Consider the following 17,102-nt stretch of genomic DNA (forward strand, 5'->3'; position numbering starts at 1 on the left):
TGCGGGCTTCGCACGGTGCTCGCCTCGGGTCAGCGGGCGGCGACGTTCCCGGCGGTCGCCGACGCGGGGCGCGCCTCGTCCCCGGTCCGGAGGGGGGCGGTGTTCTCCGGGCCGCGCAGGGCGACGTGGACGAGCAGGGCGGCCAGGACGGCGACGCCTGCCCACATGGCCTGCTGCCGGCCGTCGACGAAGGACTGCCGGGCGGCGTTGACGAGGTCCTGGGCGTGGTGGCCGGTGCCGGGCGCGGCCCCGACGGCGTTGGCGATGCCCTCCCGGGCGGTGTCGGCGGCGTCTCGGGGGATGCCGGCGAGCCTGCCGTCGATGGCGCCGCGGTAGCCGCCGGCCAGGAGAGCGCCGAGCAGGGCGACGCCCAGAGCGGTGCCGAGCTCGCGGGTGACGTCGTTGAGGGCGGAGGCGACGCCCTGCCTGGCCCGGGGGAGGGAGCTGGTGACGGCCTCGGTGGAGGGGGTCATCGCCAGGCCCATGCCGGTGCCCATGGCGAGCATGCCGGGCAGGATGGCGAGGTAGCCGCCGTCGACGGAGACGAACAGAGCCATCAGGGCGAGGCCGAGGGTGGACAGGGCGATGCCGACGCTCATGGTGGAGCGGGCGCCGGTCCTGGCGGCCATCCTGGGGGCCAGGCCGGAAGTGATCATCATCATGACGGCCATGGGCATCATCGCCGCGGTGGACAGCAGCCCGGACCAGCCGAGCACGGCCTGGAAGAAGGGGAAGAGGACGACGGCGATGCCCGCCTGGACGCCGAAGACGACGAGCAGGGTGACGGAGCCTCCGGCCAGGCCGCGCCCGCGGAAGAGGCGTACGTCCAGGAGCGAGGCGTCGCGCCGGCGCAGCTCCCACGCGACGAACACCGCCGAGGCGATCACGCCGACGGCGAGGCCGGCCAGGGTGACCGGGTCGGTCCAGCCGCGCTCGGGGCCCTCCTGCAGCACGAAGACGAGCCCGACCGCGGCGACGACGGAGAGCAGCGCGCCGACGGTGTCGAAGGGGTGGGTGGCCTGCTCGCGGGAGTCGGGCACCGACGTGAAGGTCATCGCCAGGGCGACGGCGGCCAGGACGACGGGCAGCAGGAACAGCCACCGCCAGTCGGCGACGTCCACCAGCAGGGCCGAGAGGAACATGCCGAGGATGCCGCCACCGCCGGCGACGCCGGTCCACACGCCGATGGCCTTGCCGCGCTCCTTCTCGGGGAAGGTCGAGGTGATGACGGACAGCGTGACCGGCATGATCATCGCAGCGCTGACGCCGGCGGCCACGCGCGCGCCGATCATCATCGCGGCCGAAGGGGCGAGCCCGGCCGCGACGCCGGCCGCGCCGAAGACGACCAGGCCGGTGATCAGCATGGGCTTGCGTCCCAGCCGGTCGCCGATCGCACCGAGCGGCAGGAGCAGGGCGGCCAGGGCCAGGGTGTAGGCGTTGATGATCCACAGGACGGTGGTCTGGGAGGCGCCCCACTCGACGGCCATGTGGGTCTGCGCGACGTTCAGTCCCGACACCGAGGCGATGACGGCCATCAGGGCGATCGAGACGGTGACCAGGATCGCGCGGAGCCGGCGCGCGTCCGGTGCGGCCCCGTCGCTCGTGGGCTGGGGCGCCGCCTGGGGAGGCTGGTTGACGCTCATGTCTTCCTTCCGGGAAGGGCATGCGGGACCGGCGCCGGAGCAGGTCCGGTCGCGGGAGAGGGGGGCAGCGGGACGTCGGCCGGCGTCACCGCGGGAAGCGGTGACGCGGCGACCGCGCGGGAGGGGTCAGGCGGGGGCTTCCCCGGCCGGGGCGGCGGCGAGGGCCGCGTCGGTGTCGGCGGCGGCGAGGTCGGCGTTGATGTGGGCACCGGCCAGGGCGCCGGCCGCGGCGGCGGCGCCGACCTGCGCGGTCGGTTCGGTGGCGTTGCCGGCCACCCACACCCCGGGGACGCCGGTGCTGCCGGCCAGGGCGGAGGCGAACCGGCGCCCCGTGCCGTCGGGCAGGTCCTCCATCGGCAGCTTCAGCCCGTCGAGGCCCTCGGTGCGGGCCAGCGTGCGCGTGGCGACGGCGATCACCCGCCGGGCGACGACCGTGCCGTCGGCCAGCCGCACACCGGTCGGCGCGCCGGCGTCGGCCACGATCCCGGTCACCGCGGTGTCGATGACGCGGATGCCGCGGGCGGCGAGGCGGGCGCGGGTGTCCCGGTCCACCCGCGTGCCGTGGGAGAAGTAGACGAGGTCGTCGGTGAGCTGCCGGAACAGCAGCGCGTGGTGGAGGGAGCCGGGGCCGGTGGCGAGGATCCCGATCGGCTCGTCGCGCACCTCCCAGCCGTGGCAGTACGGGCAGTGCACCACGCCGCGCCCCCAGTGCCCGGCAAGGCCCGGCACCTCGGGCAGCACGTCCCGCAGTCCGGTCGCCACCAGCACCCGGCGCGCGCTCACACCGCGGCCGTCGGCGAGCGTGAGGGCGAACCGCGGATCGCCGGCGACCGGTTCCGCGGGCTCGGCCGAGGCGAGCTCGCCGAAGACGACCCGCCCGCCGTAGTGGCGGACCTGCTCCCGGCCGCGCGCGAGGATCTCCGACGGCGCGGTGCCGTCCAGGACGATGAAGCCGTGCACTGCCTCGGCCGGGGCGTTGCGCGGGGCGCCGCTGTCGACGACGAGGACGGAGCGCCGGGAACGTGCGAGCACGAGCGCGCCGTTCAGGCCGGCGGCACCGCCGCCGACCACCACGACGTCCACCGTGCCGCCGGGCCAGGCATCGCTGCTGTAGTGAGAAGTCTGCGGGAAGATGTCGCGCCCCTTTCGTCCGTGCCCCCGGATGGGGGCGTCAGGGCTCCGACACTAGGCCGACATTGCAGTACGGGCATACACTCTTGCCTATGACGCAAGAAGATGGCGCACTGGACAGCCTCGTACGCAAACGCATCCGCGCCCTGCGCGTCGCGCAGGGCTGGTCGCTGGAGGAGCTGGCCACCCGGGCCAACCTCAGCCAGTCCTCGCTGAGCCGGATCGAGAACGGTCAGCGCCGTCTCGCCCTGGACCAGCTCGTCACCCTCGCCCGCGCGCTGGACACCACGCTCGACCAGCTCGTGGAGAGCGCTGCCGACGACGTCGTCATCAGCCCCATGATCGACGCCGCCCACGGCCTGATGCGCTGGCCGATCAAGGGCGACCCCGGCATGAGCGTCATGCGGCAGCGGATGACCGAACCGCCGCCGGACAACCCCGCCCGCATGCGCGCCCACCCGGGCCGCGAGTGGCTGGTCGTGCTCTCCGGAACCGCCCTCCTGATGCTCGGCCACCGCCGCTTCCGCATCGAGACCAACCAGGCCGCCGAGTTCCCCACCATGATGCCGCACGCCATCGGGGCCGAGGGCGGGCCGTGCGAGATCATGGGGATCTTCGACCGCGACGCCCGCCGGGGGCACCGCGACATCACCGGCGAGAGCGCCGACCGCGACAGCGCCGAGGGGCCCGGCCGGTAGGCGGCAGCCCTCCCGGGGGACGGGGTGGGGGAAGGAGACCGCCGGTGGTTCTTGCGCCTCGGGCAGTCCAGCCCACTCTCTTCATGCGCGTTACGCAAGAGGCCGTGCCCGTGACGCATGGCGGTCGTACGGTGGGACGCATGACCTCAGAGCACGGGCACGCCGCCCACCACGACGGACCGCACGCCCACCACGACGGACCGCACGGCCGCCACGACGGACCGCACGGCCGCCACGGCGGGAGCCATGACGACGCCGGGCAGGCGGAGCTCCTCGACCTGGACGCGGAGGTCCTCGCGACGCACCTCGCGGACATCACCGCCCGGCTGCCGCTCACCGCACCACCGCGCCGGATCGTGGACCTGGGCTCCGGAACCGGGGCGGGCACCTTCGCCCTCCTCGACCGCTTCCCCGACGCGCACGTCACCGCCGTCGACTCCTCCGCCGGCCACCTCGCGCTGCTGCGGGAGAAGGCGCGCGCCCGCGGCCTCGACGGCCGGGTGCACACCGTCCAGGCCGACCTCGACGCGGACGCCTGGCCCGACCTCGGGCGGCCGGAGCTGGTGTGGGCCTCGGCCTCGATGCACCACCTGGCCCGGCCCGGCCACGCCCTGCGCGCCGTCCGCGAACTCCTGCCGCCCGGCGGGGTGTTCGCCCTCGTCGAGCTCGCCGGCTTTCCCCGCTTCCTGCCCTCCCACGCCCCGGCGGACCGGCCCGGACTCGAGGAGCGGGCCCACGCCGCGACCGACCGCTTCCACGCCGAACACGTCCCGCACCGCGGCGCCGACTGGGGGCCGATGCTGACCGCCGCCGGCTTCGACGTCGAGGACGAGCGCACCGTCACCGTCACCGTCGACGGCACCGCCGGCGACGCGGTCGGCCGCTATGCCCTGCGGAGCCTTGAGCGCATCCGCGGCGCCGCCGCCCCCGCGCTGGACGCCGCAGACCTCGCCGCCCTCGAGGCCCTCCTCGACGAGAGCGGCCCGCACAGCATCACCCGCCGCGACGACCTCGCCGTGCGGACCGAGCGCACCGTCTGGACCGCCCGCCGCCCCTGACACCCGACGCGCCAAGCGTGCCGCGCGTACGAGCCCCCCCCACGAGCGACACCCCCGCAGCGGGTCCTCCGGTCCCCGAGATCATCCCGTGACGGCCTTTCGGCGCGTCCGGGCCACGCCCCTGCGAGCGAGGGGGAAGCGGAGCCGACGGCACACCGGGAGGCGGCACCCGGCGGGAGGCGGCGCCCAGCGGGAGGCGGCGCCCGGGGGGGGGGGAGGCGGCGCCCGGGGGGAGGGTCGCGCGGCGGGTGGGCCCTCGGGGCGCCCGGCCCGGGGGGAGGTGCCGCAGCTCACGCCCCCACCGTTATGCAACTTGTTGCACAAGGGGCCCGCGGTCGTCTACAACAGGGGCGATGACACCGCGCGCGAGGAGGCGCCCCTCATGACCCCGACCCCGAGCCCGTCCCCGTACCCGCATCTGCTGAGCCCGCTCGACCTGGGCTTCACCACCCTGCCCAACCGGGTGCTCATGGGCTCCATGCACGTCGGCCTGGAGGAGGCGGAGAACGGCTTCGAGCGGATGGCCGCCTTCTACGCGGCCCGCGCGCGCGGCGGCGCCGCCCTGATCGTGACGGGCGGCATCGCCCCCAACGACGCCGGGCGGCCCTACGAGGGCGGCGCCAAGCTCACGACCCCCGAGGAGGCGGAGCGCCACCGGGTCGTGACGGACGCCGTCCACGCGGCGGGCGGGCGCATCGCCCTGCAGATCCTCCACTTCGGGCGCTACGCCTACCACCCGCAACTGGTGGCGCCGAGCGCGCTCCAGGCGCCGATCAGCCCCTTCGTGCCGCACGCCCTCACGGACGCCGAGGTCGAGCGCACGGTCGAGGACTACGTGCGGACGGCGGAGCTGGCGAAGTCCGCCGGGTACGACGGCGTCGAGATCATGGGCTCCGAGGGCTACCTGATCAACGAGTTCATCGCCTCCGCGACCAACCACCGCGACGACCGCTGGGGCGGCTCGTACGAGAACCGGACGCGCTTCCCGCTGGAGATCGTCCGCCGCACCCGCGAGCGGGTCGGCGAGGACTTCATCCTCGTCTACCGGCTGTCCATGCTGGACCTGGTGCCGGGCGGCTCGACGCTCGAGGAGGTCGTGGCGCTGGCGAAGGAGATCGAGGCCGCCGGGGCGACCATCATCAACACCGGCATCGGCTGGCACGAGGCCCGCATCCCGACCATCGCCACCTCGGTGCCCCGCGCCGCCTACACCTGGGTGACCAAGCGGCTGATGGGCGCCGTCTCGGTGCCGCTGGTCACGAGCAACCGCATCAACACCCCCGAGGTCGCCGAGGAGGTCCTCGCCGACGGCCGCGCCGACATGGTGTCCCTGGCCCGGCCCTTCCTCGCCGACCCGGACTTCGTCGCGAAGGCCCGCGAGGGCCGCCCCGAGACCATCAACACCTGCATCGGCTGCAACCAGGCGTGCCTGGACCACACCTTCAGCGGCAGGCTCACCTCCTGCCTGGTCAACCCGCGCGCCTGCCACGAGACGGAGCTGGTCCTCTCCCCCACCCGGCTGCGCAAGCGCGTCGCCGTCGTGGGCGCCGGGCCGGCGGGGCTCGCCTGCGCGGTGTCGGCGGCCGAACGCGGCCACGAGGTCACGCTGTTCGACGCGGCCGACGAGATCGGCGGCCAGCTCAACGTGGCCAGGCGGGTGCCCGGCAAGGAGGAGTTCGGCGAGACGATCCGCTACTTCCGCACGCAGCTGCGGCTGCGCGGCGTGGACGTGCGGCTCGGCGCGTACGTCACGGCGGAGGCGCTCGGCGGCTACGACGAGGTGGTCGTCGCGACCGGCGTCACCCCGCGCACCCCGGCCATCGACGGGGTGGACCACCCGAGCGTCGTCGGGTACCTGGACGTGCTGCGCGGCGGCGCCCCCGTCGGCGAGCGGGTGGCGATCCTCGGCGCGGGCGGCATCGGCTTCGACGTCGCCGAGTACCTCACGGACGGCGGCGAGGGCGCGAGCCTCGACCCCGAGACGTACTTCCGCCAGTGGGGCGTCGACACCTCCTACGCCGGGCGGGGCGGGCTGCGCGCCCCGGAGCGGCCGCGTCCGCCGCGCCGGGTGACGCTGCTCCAGCGCAAGACGACCAAGGTGGGCGCCGGGCTCGGCAAGACCACCGGGTGGATCCACCGCACGGAGCTGAAGCACCGGGGCGTGACGATGGTGGCCGGGGCGGCGTACGAGCGCATCGACGACGAGGGGCTGCACATCACCGTCGACGGCGAGGCGCGCACGCTGCCCGTCGACACGGTGGTGCTCTGCACCGGCCAGGAGCCGCGCCGCGACCTGTACGACGAGCTGACGGCGGCGGGCGTCCGCGCCCATCTGATCGGCGGCGCCGACGTGGCGGCGGAGCTGGACGCCAAGCGCGCCATCGACCAGGGCACCCGCCTGGCGGCGACCCTGTAGGGCGCACGGGCGCCTTCGGCGGTCCCTAGGATGCGGGCATGTCACTGCCGCACGCCATCCTCACCGCCCTGCTGGAGAAGCCGTCCTCGGGGCTCGAACTGACCCGGCGGTTCGACCGGTCGATCGGCTACTTCTGGTCGGCGACCCACCAGCAGATCTACCGCGAGCTGGGGAAGCTGGAGCAGGCGGGGCTCATCCGGGCCCTGCCCGCCCCGGCGGTCCCCGTGCGCGGGCAGCGCAAGGAGTACGAGGTGCTGCCCGCCGGCCGGGACGAACTGGCCGAGTGGACGCGGCGCGCCGAGGACCCGAAGCCGATCCGCAGCGCGCTGCTGCTGCGGCTGCGCGCTGCGGCGGTGGTGGGCACGGAGGGGATGGCGGACGAGCTGAACCGCCATCTCCGGCTGCACCGGGAGCAGTTGGACGACTATCTGGGGATGGAGCGGCGGCAGTTCCCGCCCGAGCGGGACTCGGAGGCCGACCGGCTGCGGCATCTGGTGCTGCGCGGGGGGATCGAGCTGGAGCGGTTCTGGGTGGCGTGGCTGACGGAGGCCCTGGCGGGGCTGGACGACCGGACGGGCGCCGGATGACCGTACCGACCACGGGCGGCGGGCCCGGCGGGGATACTGGTCCCCCTCAGACGTCGATGTGAAGGGGCCCACATGACCGGCGAGTCGGGCAGCGATCCGGGGAGCGGTACACGGCACGCGGTGGTGATCGGCGGCAGCCTCGCGGGGCTCCTCGCGGCGCGGGTGCTGGCCGAGCACGCCGAACGGGTCACCGTGGTCGAGCGGGACCGGTACCCCGAGGAGGTGGAGCAGCGCGCGGGGGTGCCGCAGGGCCGCCACCTGCACGTGCTGCTGGAGGGCGGCCGGCAGGCCCTGGAGCTGCTGCTCCCCGGCGTGGCCGACGAGCTGCTGGCCGAGGGAGCCCCCCGGCTGGGGATGCCGGAGGCCGTCGTGCAGTGGCAGGCGGGGAGCTGGCAGCGGCGCATGGACGCGGTGGTGCACATCCTCACCCCGTCCCGGCCGCTGCTCGAGCGGGCGGTGCGCCGCCGTGTGCTGGCCGATCCGCGCGTCACGGCCGTCCAGGCGACGGAGGCGGTGGGCCTGGCGGGGGACGCCCGGCGCGTGCGGGGCGTCCTCGTACGGGAGCGGGGCGCGGGCCGGGCCGCCGAGCCCCGCCTGATCCCCGCCGACCTGGTGGTGGACGCCTCCGGCCGGGGCTCGCGGGCGCCGCTGTGGCTGGCGGAGCTGGGGGCGCAGCCGCCCCGCGAGGACGTCATCGACACGGGCCTCGCGTACGCCACCCGCGTCTACCGGCACGACCTGCACGCCGACGACACCGACGCGGCCGGCTACTTCGTCGTGCCCGACCCCGGCCGGCCGTACAGCGGTGTGGCGCTGCCGACGGAGGACGGCCGCTTCCTGGTGACCCTCTCGGGGCTGCGCGGCCAGGAACCGCCCGCCGAGGAGGAGGCGTTCGAGGAGTTCGCCGCGCGGCTGCCGCACCCGGTGCTGCGCGACTGGATGGCCAAGGCGGAGCCGGTGTCCCCCGTGTACGGCTTCCGCGACACGGCGAACGTCCGGCGCCGCTACGACCTTCCGGGGCGCCGTCCCGCGGGCTTCCTCGCCACGGGCGACGCGCTGTGCACCTTCAACCCCATCTACGGGCAGGGCATGGCGGTCGCCGCGCTCGGCGCGGTGGCCCTGCGCGAGGCCCTCGCCGACCGGCGCCGCCCGCCGACGACGGCACGGGTGCAGCGCGCGCTGCTGCGGGCCTCGCGGCAGGCGTGGGACATCTCGGCCGGCGCCGACAAGAAGATGCCGGGCGCGGTGGGCAGCGCGGCCCGCCCCGGGCCGCTGGACCGGCCGCTGGGCTGGTACATGGCCCGCGTGCAGCGGCGGGTCGCGGTCGACCCGGAGGTCTCGGCGGTGTTCCGGCCGGTGCTGTCGCTGACGAGGCCGCTGTCGGCGCTCCTCGCGCCGCGGGTGGCGCGCGCCGTGCTGCTGCGCCCCGAGCCCGCCGTACTGGACTCACCGCCGCTGTGGCGGGACGCGGCCGGGGGGTGACGGGCCCGGACGGCCACGCGCGGCGACCGCCGCCCTCCGGGGTGTGACGGGCGCGCGATCACCGGGAGCAGGAGGCCGCCGGTCCGCTCCGGCTCGCCGTCCGCGCCTCCCGCGGGGGCGGCGCGGGGCGCGGCCGGCGGCGGGGACGCTGCGGATGCGGGGGCGGACGGGCCCCCGGAGACTGGTGTGGTGAGAGTCGGCGGCATGGTCGAAGAGGTGAACCACCATGACGACGTACGCGCCCACGCCCCCCGCCCCGCCCGGCATCGCGTGCCCCGACGAGGTGCGCACCCGGCTGGGGACGCTGAGGTTCTCCGACGGGTTCCCGGACGACGCGACGGTCCGGACGCTGTTCGACAACCTGGACTTCCAACGCGCGGTCCAGGCCTATCTGCTGGGCCTGGCCCCGGTGGACATGGCGGTGATGCGCACGGCGCTGTCGCGCTGGGGCCCGGCGAACTCCACGATGGCGATCTGGTAGGACCTGGTCCACCCGCGCTTCGTCGGGCTCGTCTACAACACGAGCACCTCCTACTGCTACGCGTGGCTCGACCTGCGCGACGGGCCCCTGGTCGTGGAGGTCCCGCCCGGCGTGTACGGCGGGATCGACGACCACTGGTGCCGGTGGGTCGCGGACCTCGGCCTGACCGGGGCCGACCGGGGCGAGGGCGGCAGGTACCTGGTCGTGCCGCCCGGATACGACGGTGACCTTCCCGCCGGGCACGTGGTGGTGCGCTCGCGCACCTACGGCAACTTCCTGGGCTATCGGGGCTTTCGCGACGAGCACGGCGATCCGCACCCCGCGGTGGAGGTGATCAAGGCGAACGCCCGCATGTACCCCCTCGCCCGGGCCGGCGACCCGCCGCCGACACGGTTCGTGAACGTCTCGCCCGAACCGGCCGTCGCCGTCCCGCCCGCCGACCACCGGTTCTGGGAGCTGCTCGCCGAGGTCGTGCGGTCGGAACCCGCCGAGTCGGCCGACCCGATCACCCTGGGCCTGTTCGCCGGCCTCGGCATCCGGGCCGGCGAAGCCTTCGATCCGGACGACCGGACGCGGACCCTCCTGGCCGAGGCGGCGGCGGTGGGCGACGCCACCGCCCGCGCCCTGACCTACCGGTTCCGCCAGTCCGAGGCCTACTACTACCCCGGCAGCGCCTGGCGCAAGGGCTTCCTCGGCGGCTACCTGCTGCGGGACCGCGGGGCGGCGCTGCTCGACTCCGCCGCCCAGCTCTACTTCTGGGGAGGTTCCATCAGCCCGGCGTGGGACCGGGAGGTGGTCGGCGCCGGCTCGCAGTACGCCTTCGCCTTCGTCGACGCCGCCGGCTCGCCGTTCGACGGCGGCAGGGCCTACCGGCTCCACGTCCCGCCGGCGGTTCCGGCCGACCGGTTCTGGTCGGTGATCCTCTACGACACCCAGACCCGTTCCATGCTCCGGACCGGCCAGGAGTGGCCGTCGGTGACCAGCCAGGACCAGGGGATCGCCGTGAACGGGGACGGCTCCGTCGACATCCGCTTCGGGCCCGAGCGGCCCCCCGGCGACGACGGCCGCAACTGGATCCAGACCCTGCCCGGCAAGGGCTGGTTCACGATGTTCCGCCTCTACGGGCCCCTCCGACCGTGGTTCGACCGGACGTGGCGCCTGCCGGACATCACCCCGGTCGAGTAGCGCGGCGGCGGTCACGTGGCGCCGCCGCGCCACCGCGCCACGGCAGGCACACACCAGTGGTGGCCGGGCGGGCGGCGGCTGGCTCAGGGGCACAGGCTCAGGGGCGCATGACGACCTTCTGCACGCCGTCCTCCTTGCGCTGGAACATGCGGTAGGCGTGCGGTGCGTCGGCCAGCGGCACGTGGTGCGTGGCGAAGGAGTCGACGCCGAGCGGGTCCTCGTCCGTCAGGAGCGGCAGGATCTCGTCGCTCCAGCGGCGGACGTTGGCCTGGCCCATGCGGAGCTGGACCTGCTTGTCGAAGAGGGTGAGCAGCGGCAGCGGGTCGGCCGCGCCGCCGTAGACGCCGCTGAGGGAGATGGTGCCGCCGCGCCGTACGAGGTCGATGGCGAGGTACAGGGCGGCGAGCCGGTCGGCGCCGGCCGTCTGGTGCAGGCGGGCCGCCCAGGCGCGCGGCAGGAGCCCCGCGAGCTGCTGCTGGGCCTTGGCGGCGGGGCTGCCGTGCGCCTCGGTGCCTACGGCGTCGACGACGGCGTCCGGGCCGCGCCCGCCGGTGGCGTCCCGTACGGCGGCGACCAGGTCGTCCCGCGTGTCGAAGGCGGACAGGTCGAAGACCTCCACGCCCCGCGACCGGGCGCGCCCGAGCCGCTCGGGCACCAGGTCGACGCCGATGACCCGCTCCACGCCCAGGTGGCGGGCGACGCGGCAGCCCATCTCGCCGATCGGGCCGAGGCCCAGGACGACCAGGCTGCCGCCGCGCGGCACGTCGGCGTACCGGACGGCCTGCCAGGCGGTGGGCAGCACGTCGGAGAGGTAGAGGAAGCGGTCGTCGTCCGGCCCCTGGGGCACCTTGATCGGCCCGAACTGCGCCTGCGGCACGCGCAGGTACTCGGCCTGGGCGCCGGGGACGGAGCCGTACAGCCGCGAGTAACCGAACAGGGCGGCGCCCATGCCCTCCTCCGTGACCTGGGTGGTCTCGCACTGGGTGTACAGGCCCCGCTCGCACATCCAGCAGTGCCCGCAGGCGATCTGGAAGGGGACGACGACGCGGTCGCCCGGCCGGAGGTCCGGCACCTCGGCGCCCACCTCCTCGACCACGCCGATGGGTTCGTGGCCCAGGATGTCACCGGGGTTCATGAACGGGCCGAAGACCTCGTAGAGATGGAGGTCGGACCCGCACAGGCCGGTGGAGGTCACGCGGATGACCGCGTCGGTGGGCTTCTCGATACGGGGGTCCGGTACGTCCTCCACGCGGACGTCGCGCTTACCGTGCCAGGTGACGGCCTTCATGCGCCCTGCTCCCCTCCCCGGCACGTGCGCCGGGCTCCTCGGTGCGTGCGCCGGGCCGGGTACCCGTGCCCCCGGCGGCGAATCCCTTTCGGCCAGAGTTCGCCGGGAGTGGTCGAAATGCGGAGGGCCCGACTTCCCAACAGGTTTAGACCAATGATAGGCATGAGCTCACCGACACGGCTCACACGGCTACGCTGGGCGAAATCGAGGGTTGGAACATGACTGAGCCCCACGCCACCACGGCGCTCCCCCACGCCACCACGGCACCCCCCGCCGCCTCCGCGGCGCCCCCGCTCTACCTCCGGGTCGCGGCCGCGCTCCGCGCCGACCTCACGGGCGGGGGGATCGCGCCCGGCTCCCGGCTCCCCTCCGAGCGCTCCCTGGTGCACCGCTTCGGGGTCAACCGGCAGACGGTGCGCAGCGCGCTGCGGCTGCTGCGCGACGAGGGGCTGGTGGTCACGGAGCGGCGCGGGACCTTCGCGGCGCCGCCCGACCCGGCGGCCGGCCGGCCCGCACCGGTCCTGGGGGCCGGGCTGCTGGACTTCCCGCTGGGCGTGGCGGGTCCGGACCGGGTGGTGGAGGCGGCCCTCGCCTGGGAGCCCCCCTCCGGCGGGGCGGCGGACCTGCTGGGACTGCTGCCGGGCGAGCCGACGCTCGTCCACCGGCACCGGGTGCTCGGCCCGGACGGGACGCTGGAGCACGGCGCCGTCTCCCGGTTCTCCCGCCACGCCCTGGCCGAGGTGCCCGAACTGGGCCGCTACCGGCGGCTGGAGACCCGGCCGGGGCGCCGCGCCGACCTGCGGCCCGCGTACCGCTGGATGCACCGGGCGGGGCTGCGGCTGACGCGCCGCGAGTCCATCGGCGTGGGACTGCCGTCCGCCGCCGCCTATCTGACGGTGCACCGGGAGGTGTACGACCAGCACGGGCACGTGCTGGAGGTGACGGACATCCGCTTCGTCCCGCGGTCGGCGCCGCTCACCTACGAGTTCACGGCGTAGCCGCCGGGAGCCCGGCGGCTCGTGCGGCGGCGCGCAGGACGTCGCCGAGCATGCCGGGGGTCAGCCGGCCGGTGAAGGTGTTGCGCTGGCTGACGTGGTAGCAGCCGAACAGCTCCAGGCCGTGCCCGTCCCCCTCGGCGGGCAGGAGCACCCGCGCGCCGTGCGCGAAGCGGGGCCTGGGGCGCGGCAGCCGGTACCCGGACGCGGCGAGGGCGGGGAGGACGGCCTGCCAGCCGAAGGCGCCCAGGACCACCAGGGCGCGCAGGGTGGGCCGCAGCAGGCCGATCTCCCGCACCAGCCAGGGGCGGCAGGTGTCGCGCTCGCCCGGGGTCGGCCGGTTGGCGGGCGGCGCGCAGTGGACGGGGGCGGTGACCCGCACCCCGCGCAGCCGCATCCCGTCGTCGCCGGAGACGGCCTCGGCCTGGCCCGCGAGGCCCAGGCGGTGCAGCGCCGCGTACAGCACGTCGCCGGAGCGGTCGCCGGTGAACATCCGGCCGGTGCGGTTGCCGCCGTGCGCCGCCGGGGCGAGGCCCACCACCAGCAGGGCCGCGTCCGGCGGCCCGAAGCCGGGTACGGGGCGCGCCCAGTAGTCCCAGCCCGCGTACGCCCTGCGGCCCTCGCGGCCGACCCGCTCCCGCCACTCGACCAGGCGCGGGCAGGCCCGGCAGTCCGCGACGGCGGCGTCCAGCCGGTCGAGGGACGGCGCGGCGGGCGCCGTCCGGGCCGGGAAGTCCCGGTCGCCGGGACCGGGGGCGTCCTCTCCGCGGGCGCCGGGCCCAGGCGCGCCGGCGAGGCGGCGGCTGCCGGGGCTGCCGGGGCTGTCGGGGCTGTCGGGGCTGTCGGGGTGGTCCTGTCCCATACCGCTCGACGGTAACGCGGTGCGGGCGGTGGCGGCGGGCAGACTGGCGCGCATGGTGGTCAAGCGCAGCGCCGGCCTGCTGCTGTTCCGCACGTCCGGCGGCTTCCTGGAGGTGCTCCTCGCGCACATGGGCGGCCCCTACTGGGCGGCCCGGGACGAGGGGGCGTGGACGGTGCCCAAGGGCGAGTACGCCGGGGACGAGACCGCGTGGGCGGCCGCGCGGCGGGAGTTCGCCGAGGAGCTGGGGCTCCCCGTGCCGGACGGCGAGCCGGTGCCGCTCGGGGAGGCGCGCCAGGCGGGCGGCAAGGTGGTGACCGTGTGGGCGGTGGAGGGCGACCTGGACCCCGCGCTGGTGCGGCCGGGGACGTTCACGATGGAGTGGCCGCGCGGTTCGGGTGCCGTGCGGAACTTCCCCGAGGTGGACCGGGCCGCCTGGTACGCCCCGGAGGAGGCCGCCCGGCTGCTGGTCAAGGGGCAGCGGGTGTTCGTGGAGCGGCTGGCCGCGCACGTGCGCGGGCGTGACGAGCCGTGAGTGTCAGTGGCGTGCGGGAGAGTTGGCGGCAGACCGACGTCGAGAGGGAGCGAGAGATGACCACCATTCCCACGGTGCCCGAGCGCGCGGCGGCGCAGGCCTACCTCCGGCTCGTCGAGACCGCCCGCGCCGTGCTCGCCGATCCGGGCCTCGCGCCGCTGGCCGCGGTGCACCTGGCATCGCCCATGGCGGAGGCCGACGAGGCGCTGCGCCGCGCCGGCCTGTCCGGGAACGAGGCCCGGCTGCTGCGGCTGGCCGCCGGGCTGCGCGAGGACCCGGCGCCGGGGGCGCCGTAGGAGGGCGCCGGGTGGGCGGCGCCGGACCGCGGACCGGGGACGGCGGAGGGAGGCGGCGGGGTGTCAGGGCAGGCGCGACCAGAAGCCGAGGCGGTGCTCGCGGTGGTAGTCGACCGGGCCGATCCGGTCGGGCGCCAGCGACTGCGTGTACGGCGGCCGGTCGCCCGGGCGGTACGGGGTCCACCGCGGCAGGCCCGGCGCGTTCGGGTCGCCCGACCGGGCGAAGGCCGCCCAGTAGGCGGTCATCGTGGCCGCCAGCTCCCGCTGCGCCGGGGTGAACAGCGGCTCCGCCTTCTCGTCCTCGAACAGGTAGGACAGGTCGCCCGCGTGGTAGGCGCCGAAGTCGAACCCGCCCGGCAGCGGCAGGAACATCGGGGCGTCGCGGTCGGCGAACTCGTAGGCGTACGTGGGGACGTGCCGGCCCAGTGCCCGGTTCTGCGCCTCGGTGCCGCGCGCCCACATGCGGTCGGTGACGACGGTCGCCCAGGCGAGGCCCGGCGAGGGGAAGGCGTCCGAGGGGTAGGCGGCCCGGACGCGCTCGGCGTTCCGGCCGAACGCGGTGCGCAGCGCCTCCCGGTAGCCGTCCTCCGTCATGGGCTTGCCCACGGCGTCGTACAGCATGCCGACGAAGGTGCGGTGCTCGTCGCGGGTCGCGCCGGACAGCACGGGCACCCGGTGGAAGCGTCCCTCGCGCAGGGCCCCGGCCGGGAGCTCGGGCAGCGCGGGGGTGCCGTAGCCGAACGCCTGGAAGGCGTTCATGATGTGCGGCACCTCAAGGATCCGCTTCACGGGGAGGGCGCGCAGGCAGCCCAGGGTGCGGGCGGGGTCCCGGTGGGCGCAGCCGAGGGGGGCCGTCATCTCGGTGGTGATGCCCCGCATCTCGCGGTCGGTGCGCCAGACGTACCACGGGTATCCCGGCACGCCGGGGCCCATCGCGCCGGCGGGCATGTCCAGCATGCCCTCGCCGCTCGCCATCACGGCGCGGTCGAAGAGGTTCCGCGCGCCGGGCGACGTGAGGTGCCCGGCGATGGCGGCGGCGCCGAAGGAGACGCCCGCGACGGTGACGTTCCCCGGGTCGCCGCCGAACGCGGCGGCGTTGCGCCGGACCCAGGCCAGCGCCGCCTGCTGGTCCTGCAGGCCGAAGGTGCCGGAGCCCTCCAGCCCGGGCAGGGCGAGCCCGCCGAAGACGCCCATGCGGTAGTTGACGGTCACCACGACGAGGCCCTGGGCGGCGAGGCGGCGCCCGTCGAAGAAGGCGCCCCCGCCCACGGCCCCGTCGCCGTGGATCCACACCAGGACGGGCGCCGGACGGCGGGCCGATCCGGGCGGCGTGGTCACGTTGAGGACGAGGCAGTCCTCCTCCTCGCTGGCGATCGGGGCGTACGAGGACGGGACCTGCGGGCACAGCGGTCCGGGCTTCGTCGCGTCCCGCACCCCGGACCAGCGGGCGGCCGGCCGGGGCGGCGTCCAGCGGTACGCGCCCTTCGGCGGGGCCGCGTAGGGGATGCCGAGGAAGAGCGTGTGCTCCCCGGACCTGACGCCGCGCACCGGGCCCGTCTCGGTCCGGACGACCTCCCCGGCGAAGTCCGTGCCGCCGTACGGGGCACCGGTGACCGCGCGGTCGGGAGCCGTCCGGTCCGGAGCCGGGCGATCCGGGGCCGCCCCCTGCGGAGCCGGGCGATCCGGGGCCGACCGGTCCGGGGCCGATCCGTCCGGGGCACCGGCGGGCCCCGGGGCCGCGGATGCCGCCGTGAGCACCGCCGCCAGCGTGGCGGCCGCGGCCACCGTCCTCCACCGGGCCGCGGACCCGCCCTCGCGTCCTGCGCGCATGGCCGCATCCTCTCGTCGGTACGTGCGCCTGCGGGCATGTGTTCCACGAAACGCGGCACCCGCAACCCGCACGAACCGACCGGAAGCGGACGGGTGGCGCCCCGCCCGCCGCGACGCGGACGCCCGGCCCGCGCGCGCCTACGCCTCGACCCAGCCGTGGTCCCGTGCGAGCTCCAGGACGCGGGTGCGGACCCGCTTGAGCTGGGCGGCGGTCAGGGTGCCGTCGGCCTCGATGAGCGCCTCGGTCAGCTCGGCCCGGAACTCCGCGGTCGTCAGGACGTCCAGGGTGTCGTCGTCGAGTTCGTCCGCCTCCTCCCCGCCGTCCGCGCGCGGGGCGGGCGCGCGCCGGGGCGCGCGGTCCACGAGGCGGATCTCCGACGCCTTGGGCCCCTTGTCGCCCATCTCCAGGTAGAACTCCACCTCGCGCCCGGCCTGGTAGAGGTACTTCTCGTCCACCAGGTCGTTCGCGTGCATGAAGACGTCCTCGCCGCCCTCGCGGGGCACGATGAAGCCGTAGCCCCGCACCTCGTCGAACCGCAGGATCTTGCCCATCATCAGCACAGCCGTTCCTCCACACCTCGCCACTCGCCGCCGGCCACCGCTGCAGCGGCCAGGCCG

The 17,102-nt window shown here is 75.8% G+C and carries 16 protein-coding genes; 10 read left to right on the forward strand and 6 right to left on the reverse strand.

Going from position 1 to position 17,102, the window contains the following annotated elements; genetic code table 11:
- Positions 1-29 precede the first annotated feature (29 nt).
- Positions 30-1,643: a DHA2 family efflux MFS transporter permease subunit gene (locus tag CP974_RS01020; protein WP_031128756.1), complete on the reverse strand. Its 1,614-nt coding sequence runs from the start codon at positions 1,641-1,643 to the stop codon at positions 30-32.
- 126 nt (positions 1,644-1,769) lie between these two features.
- The gene (locus CP974_RS01025) at positions 1,770-2,777 is read right to left on the reverse strand and encodes an NAD(P)/FAD-dependent oxidoreductase (RefSeq protein ID WP_031128757.1); all 1,008 of its coding nucleotides are present in this window, start codon (positions 2,775-2,777) and stop codon (positions 1,770-1,772) included.
- Positions 2,778-2,866: 89 nt separating this feature from the next.
- On the opposite strand from CP974_RS01025, the gene CP974_RS01030 reads away from it, so the two are divergent.
- From CP974_RS01030 to CP974_RS01055, 7 genes are all read left to right on the forward strand, one after another.
- Positions 2,867-3,472, forward strand: a complete 606-nt coding sequence (locus tag CP974_RS01030; protein WP_031128758.1) for an XRE family transcriptional regulator — start codon at positions 2,867-2,869, stop codon at positions 3,470-3,472.
- Between the two features lie 140 nt (positions 3,473-3,612).
- Positions 3,613-4,530, forward strand: coding sequence for a methyltransferase domain-containing protein (locus CP974_RS01035; protein WP_031128759.1), 918 nt, complete (start codon positions 3,613-3,615; stop codon positions 4,528-4,530).
- Positions 4,531-4,912: 382 nt separating this feature from the next.
- A complete protein-coding gene (locus CP974_RS01040; RefSeq protein WP_031128760.1) occupies positions 4,913-6,946 on the forward strand; it encodes an NADPH-dependent 2,4-dienoyl-CoA reductase in 2,034 nt (677 codons plus the stop codon).
- Positions 6,947-6,984: 38 nt separating this feature from the next.
- Entirely contained in the window at positions 6,985-7,533 is a 549-nt protein-coding gene (locus tag CP974_RS01045) for a PadR family transcriptional regulator (protein ID WP_031128761.1), read from the forward strand.
- Positions 7,534-7,605: 72 nt separating this feature from the next.
- Complete coding sequence (locus tag CP974_RS01050; RefSeq protein WP_031128762.1) at positions 7,606-9,015, forward strand: FAD-dependent oxidoreductase; 1,410 nt, start codon at positions 7,606-7,608, stop codon at positions 9,013-9,015.
- Between the two features lie 226 nt (positions 9,016-9,241).
- A complete protein-coding gene (locus tag CP974_RS29910; RefSeq protein WP_196786102.1) occupies positions 9,242-9,496 on the forward strand; it encodes a hypothetical protein in 255 nt (84 codons plus the stop codon).
- A 3-nt stretch (positions 9,497-9,499) separates the two neighbouring features.
- Positions 9,500-10,681, forward strand: coding sequence for a DUF1254 domain-containing protein (locus CP974_RS01055; RefSeq protein WP_223844552.1), 1,182 nt, complete (start codon positions 9,500-9,502; stop codon positions 10,679-10,681).
- A gap of 97 nt (positions 10,682-10,778) precedes the next feature.
- Here CP974_RS01055 and CP974_RS01060 read toward each other — a convergent pair whose 3' ends face one another.
- Positions 10,779-11,969, reverse strand: coding sequence for a zinc-dependent alcohol dehydrogenase (locus tag CP974_RS01060; protein ID WP_031128763.1), 1,191 nt, complete (start codon positions 11,967-11,969; stop codon positions 10,779-10,781).
- Positions 11,970-12,187: 218 nt separating this feature from the next.
- On the opposite strand from CP974_RS01060, the gene CP974_RS01065 reads away from it, so the two are divergent.
- Positions 12,188-12,967, forward strand: coding sequence for a GntR family transcriptional regulator (locus tag CP974_RS01065; protein ID WP_051838959.1), 780 nt, complete (start codon positions 12,188-12,190; stop codon positions 12,965-12,967).
- On the opposite strand, the gene CP974_RS01070 is transcribed toward CP974_RS01065, so the two are convergent.
- The gene (locus CP974_RS01070; RefSeq protein WP_078915351.1) at positions 12,957-13,826 is read right to left on the reverse strand and encodes a uracil-DNA glycosylase; all 870 of its coding nucleotides are present in this window, start codon (positions 13,824-13,826) and stop codon (positions 12,957-12,959) included. The genes CP974_RS01065 and CP974_RS01070 overlap by 11 nt on opposite strands.
- A 52-nt stretch (positions 13,827-13,878) precedes the next feature.
- Between CP974_RS01070 and CP974_RS01075 the strand changes: the two genes are divergently transcribed.
- A complete protein-coding gene (locus tag CP974_RS01075) occupies positions 13,879-14,358 on the forward strand; it encodes an NUDIX hydrolase (protein ID WP_031128768.1) in 480 nt (159 codons plus the stop codon).
- A 56-nt stretch (positions 14,359-14,414) separates the two neighbouring features.
- Positions 14,415-14,654 carry a hypothetical protein gene (locus tag CP974_RS01080; protein ID WP_031128770.1) on the forward strand — a complete coding sequence of 80 codons (240 nt, stop codon included), beginning with the start codon at positions 14,415-14,417 and terminating at the stop codon, positions 14,652-14,654.
- 63 nt (positions 14,655-14,717) lie between these two features.
- Here CP974_RS01080 and CP974_RS01085 read toward each other — a convergent pair whose 3' ends face one another.
- Both CP974_RS01085 and CP974_RS01090 read right to left on the reverse strand, forming a co-directional pair.
- Positions 14,718-16,484, reverse strand: a complete 1,767-nt coding sequence (locus tag CP974_RS01085) for a carboxylesterase/lipase family protein (protein WP_223844549.1) — start codon at positions 16,482-16,484, stop codon at positions 14,718-14,720.
- Between the two features lie 138 nt (positions 16,485-16,622).
- Positions 16,623-17,045 carry a cold shock domain-containing protein gene (locus CP974_RS01090; protein WP_031128774.1) on the reverse strand — a complete coding sequence of 141 codons (423 nt, stop codon included), beginning with the start codon at positions 17,043-17,045 and terminating at the stop codon, positions 16,623-16,625.
- Between the last annotated feature and the right edge of the window lie 57 nt (positions 17,046-17,102).

Origin of the sequence: Streptomyces fradiae ATCC 10745 = DSM 40063 (genome assembly GCF_008704425.1) — a bacterium.
Taxonomy (GTDB): Bacteria; Actinomycetota; Actinomycetes; order Streptomycetales; family Streptomycetaceae; genus Streptomyces; species Streptomyces fradiae.

Bases quoted from the DNA above. Each gene is read 5' to 3' on its own strand.
- CP974_RS01045 (WP_031128761.1), top strand. From the start codon at position 6,985: ATGTCACTGCCGCACGCCATCCTCACCGCCCTGCTGGAGAAGCCGTCC.
- CP974_RS01050 (WP_031128762.1), top strand. From the start codon at position 7,606: ATGACCGGCGAGTCGGGCAGCGATCCGGGGAGCGGTACACGGCACGCG.
- CP974_RS01060 (WP_031128763.1), bottom strand. From the start codon at position 11,969: ATGAAGGCCGTCACCTGGCACGGTAAGCGCGACGTCCGCGTGGAGGAC.
- CP974_RS01065 (WP_051838959.1), top strand. From the start codon at position 12,188: ATGACTGAGCCCCACGCCACCACGGCGCTCCCCCACGCCACCACGGCA.
- CP974_RS01075 (WP_031128768.1), top strand. From the start codon at position 13,879: ATGGTGGTCAAGCGCAGCGCCGGCCTGCTGCTGTTCCGCACGTCCGGC.
- CP974_RS01070 (WP_078915351.1), bottom strand. From the start codon at position 13,826: ATGGGACAGGACCACCCCGACAGCCCCGACAGCCCCGACAGCCCCGGC.
- CP974_RS01035 (WP_031128759.1), top strand. From the start codon at position 3,613: ATGACCTCAGAGCACGGGCACGCCGCCCACCACGACGGACCGCACGCC.
- CP974_RS01040 (WP_031128760.1), top strand. From the start codon at position 4,913: ATGACCCCGACCCCGAGCCCGTCCCCGTACCCGCATCTGCTGAGCCCG.
- CP974_RS01020 (WP_031128756.1), bottom strand. From the start codon at position 1,643: ATGAGCGTCAACCAGCCTCCCCAGGCGGCGCCCCAGCCCACGAGCGAC.
- CP974_RS01085 (WP_223844549.1), bottom strand. From the start codon at position 16,484: ATGCGCGCAGGACGCGAGGGCGGGTCCGCGGCCCGGTGGAGGACGGTG.
- CP974_RS29910 (WP_196786102.1), top strand. From the start codon at position 9,242: ATGACGACGTACGCGCCCACGCCCCCCGCCCCGCCCGGCATCGCGTGC.
- CP974_RS01080 (WP_031128770.1), top strand. From the start codon at position 14,415: ATGACCACCATTCCCACGGTGCCCGAGCGCGCGGCGGCGCAGGCCTAC.
- CP974_RS01030 (WP_031128758.1), top strand. From the start codon at position 2,867: ATGACGCAAGAAGATGGCGCACTGGACAGCCTCGTACGCAAACGCATC.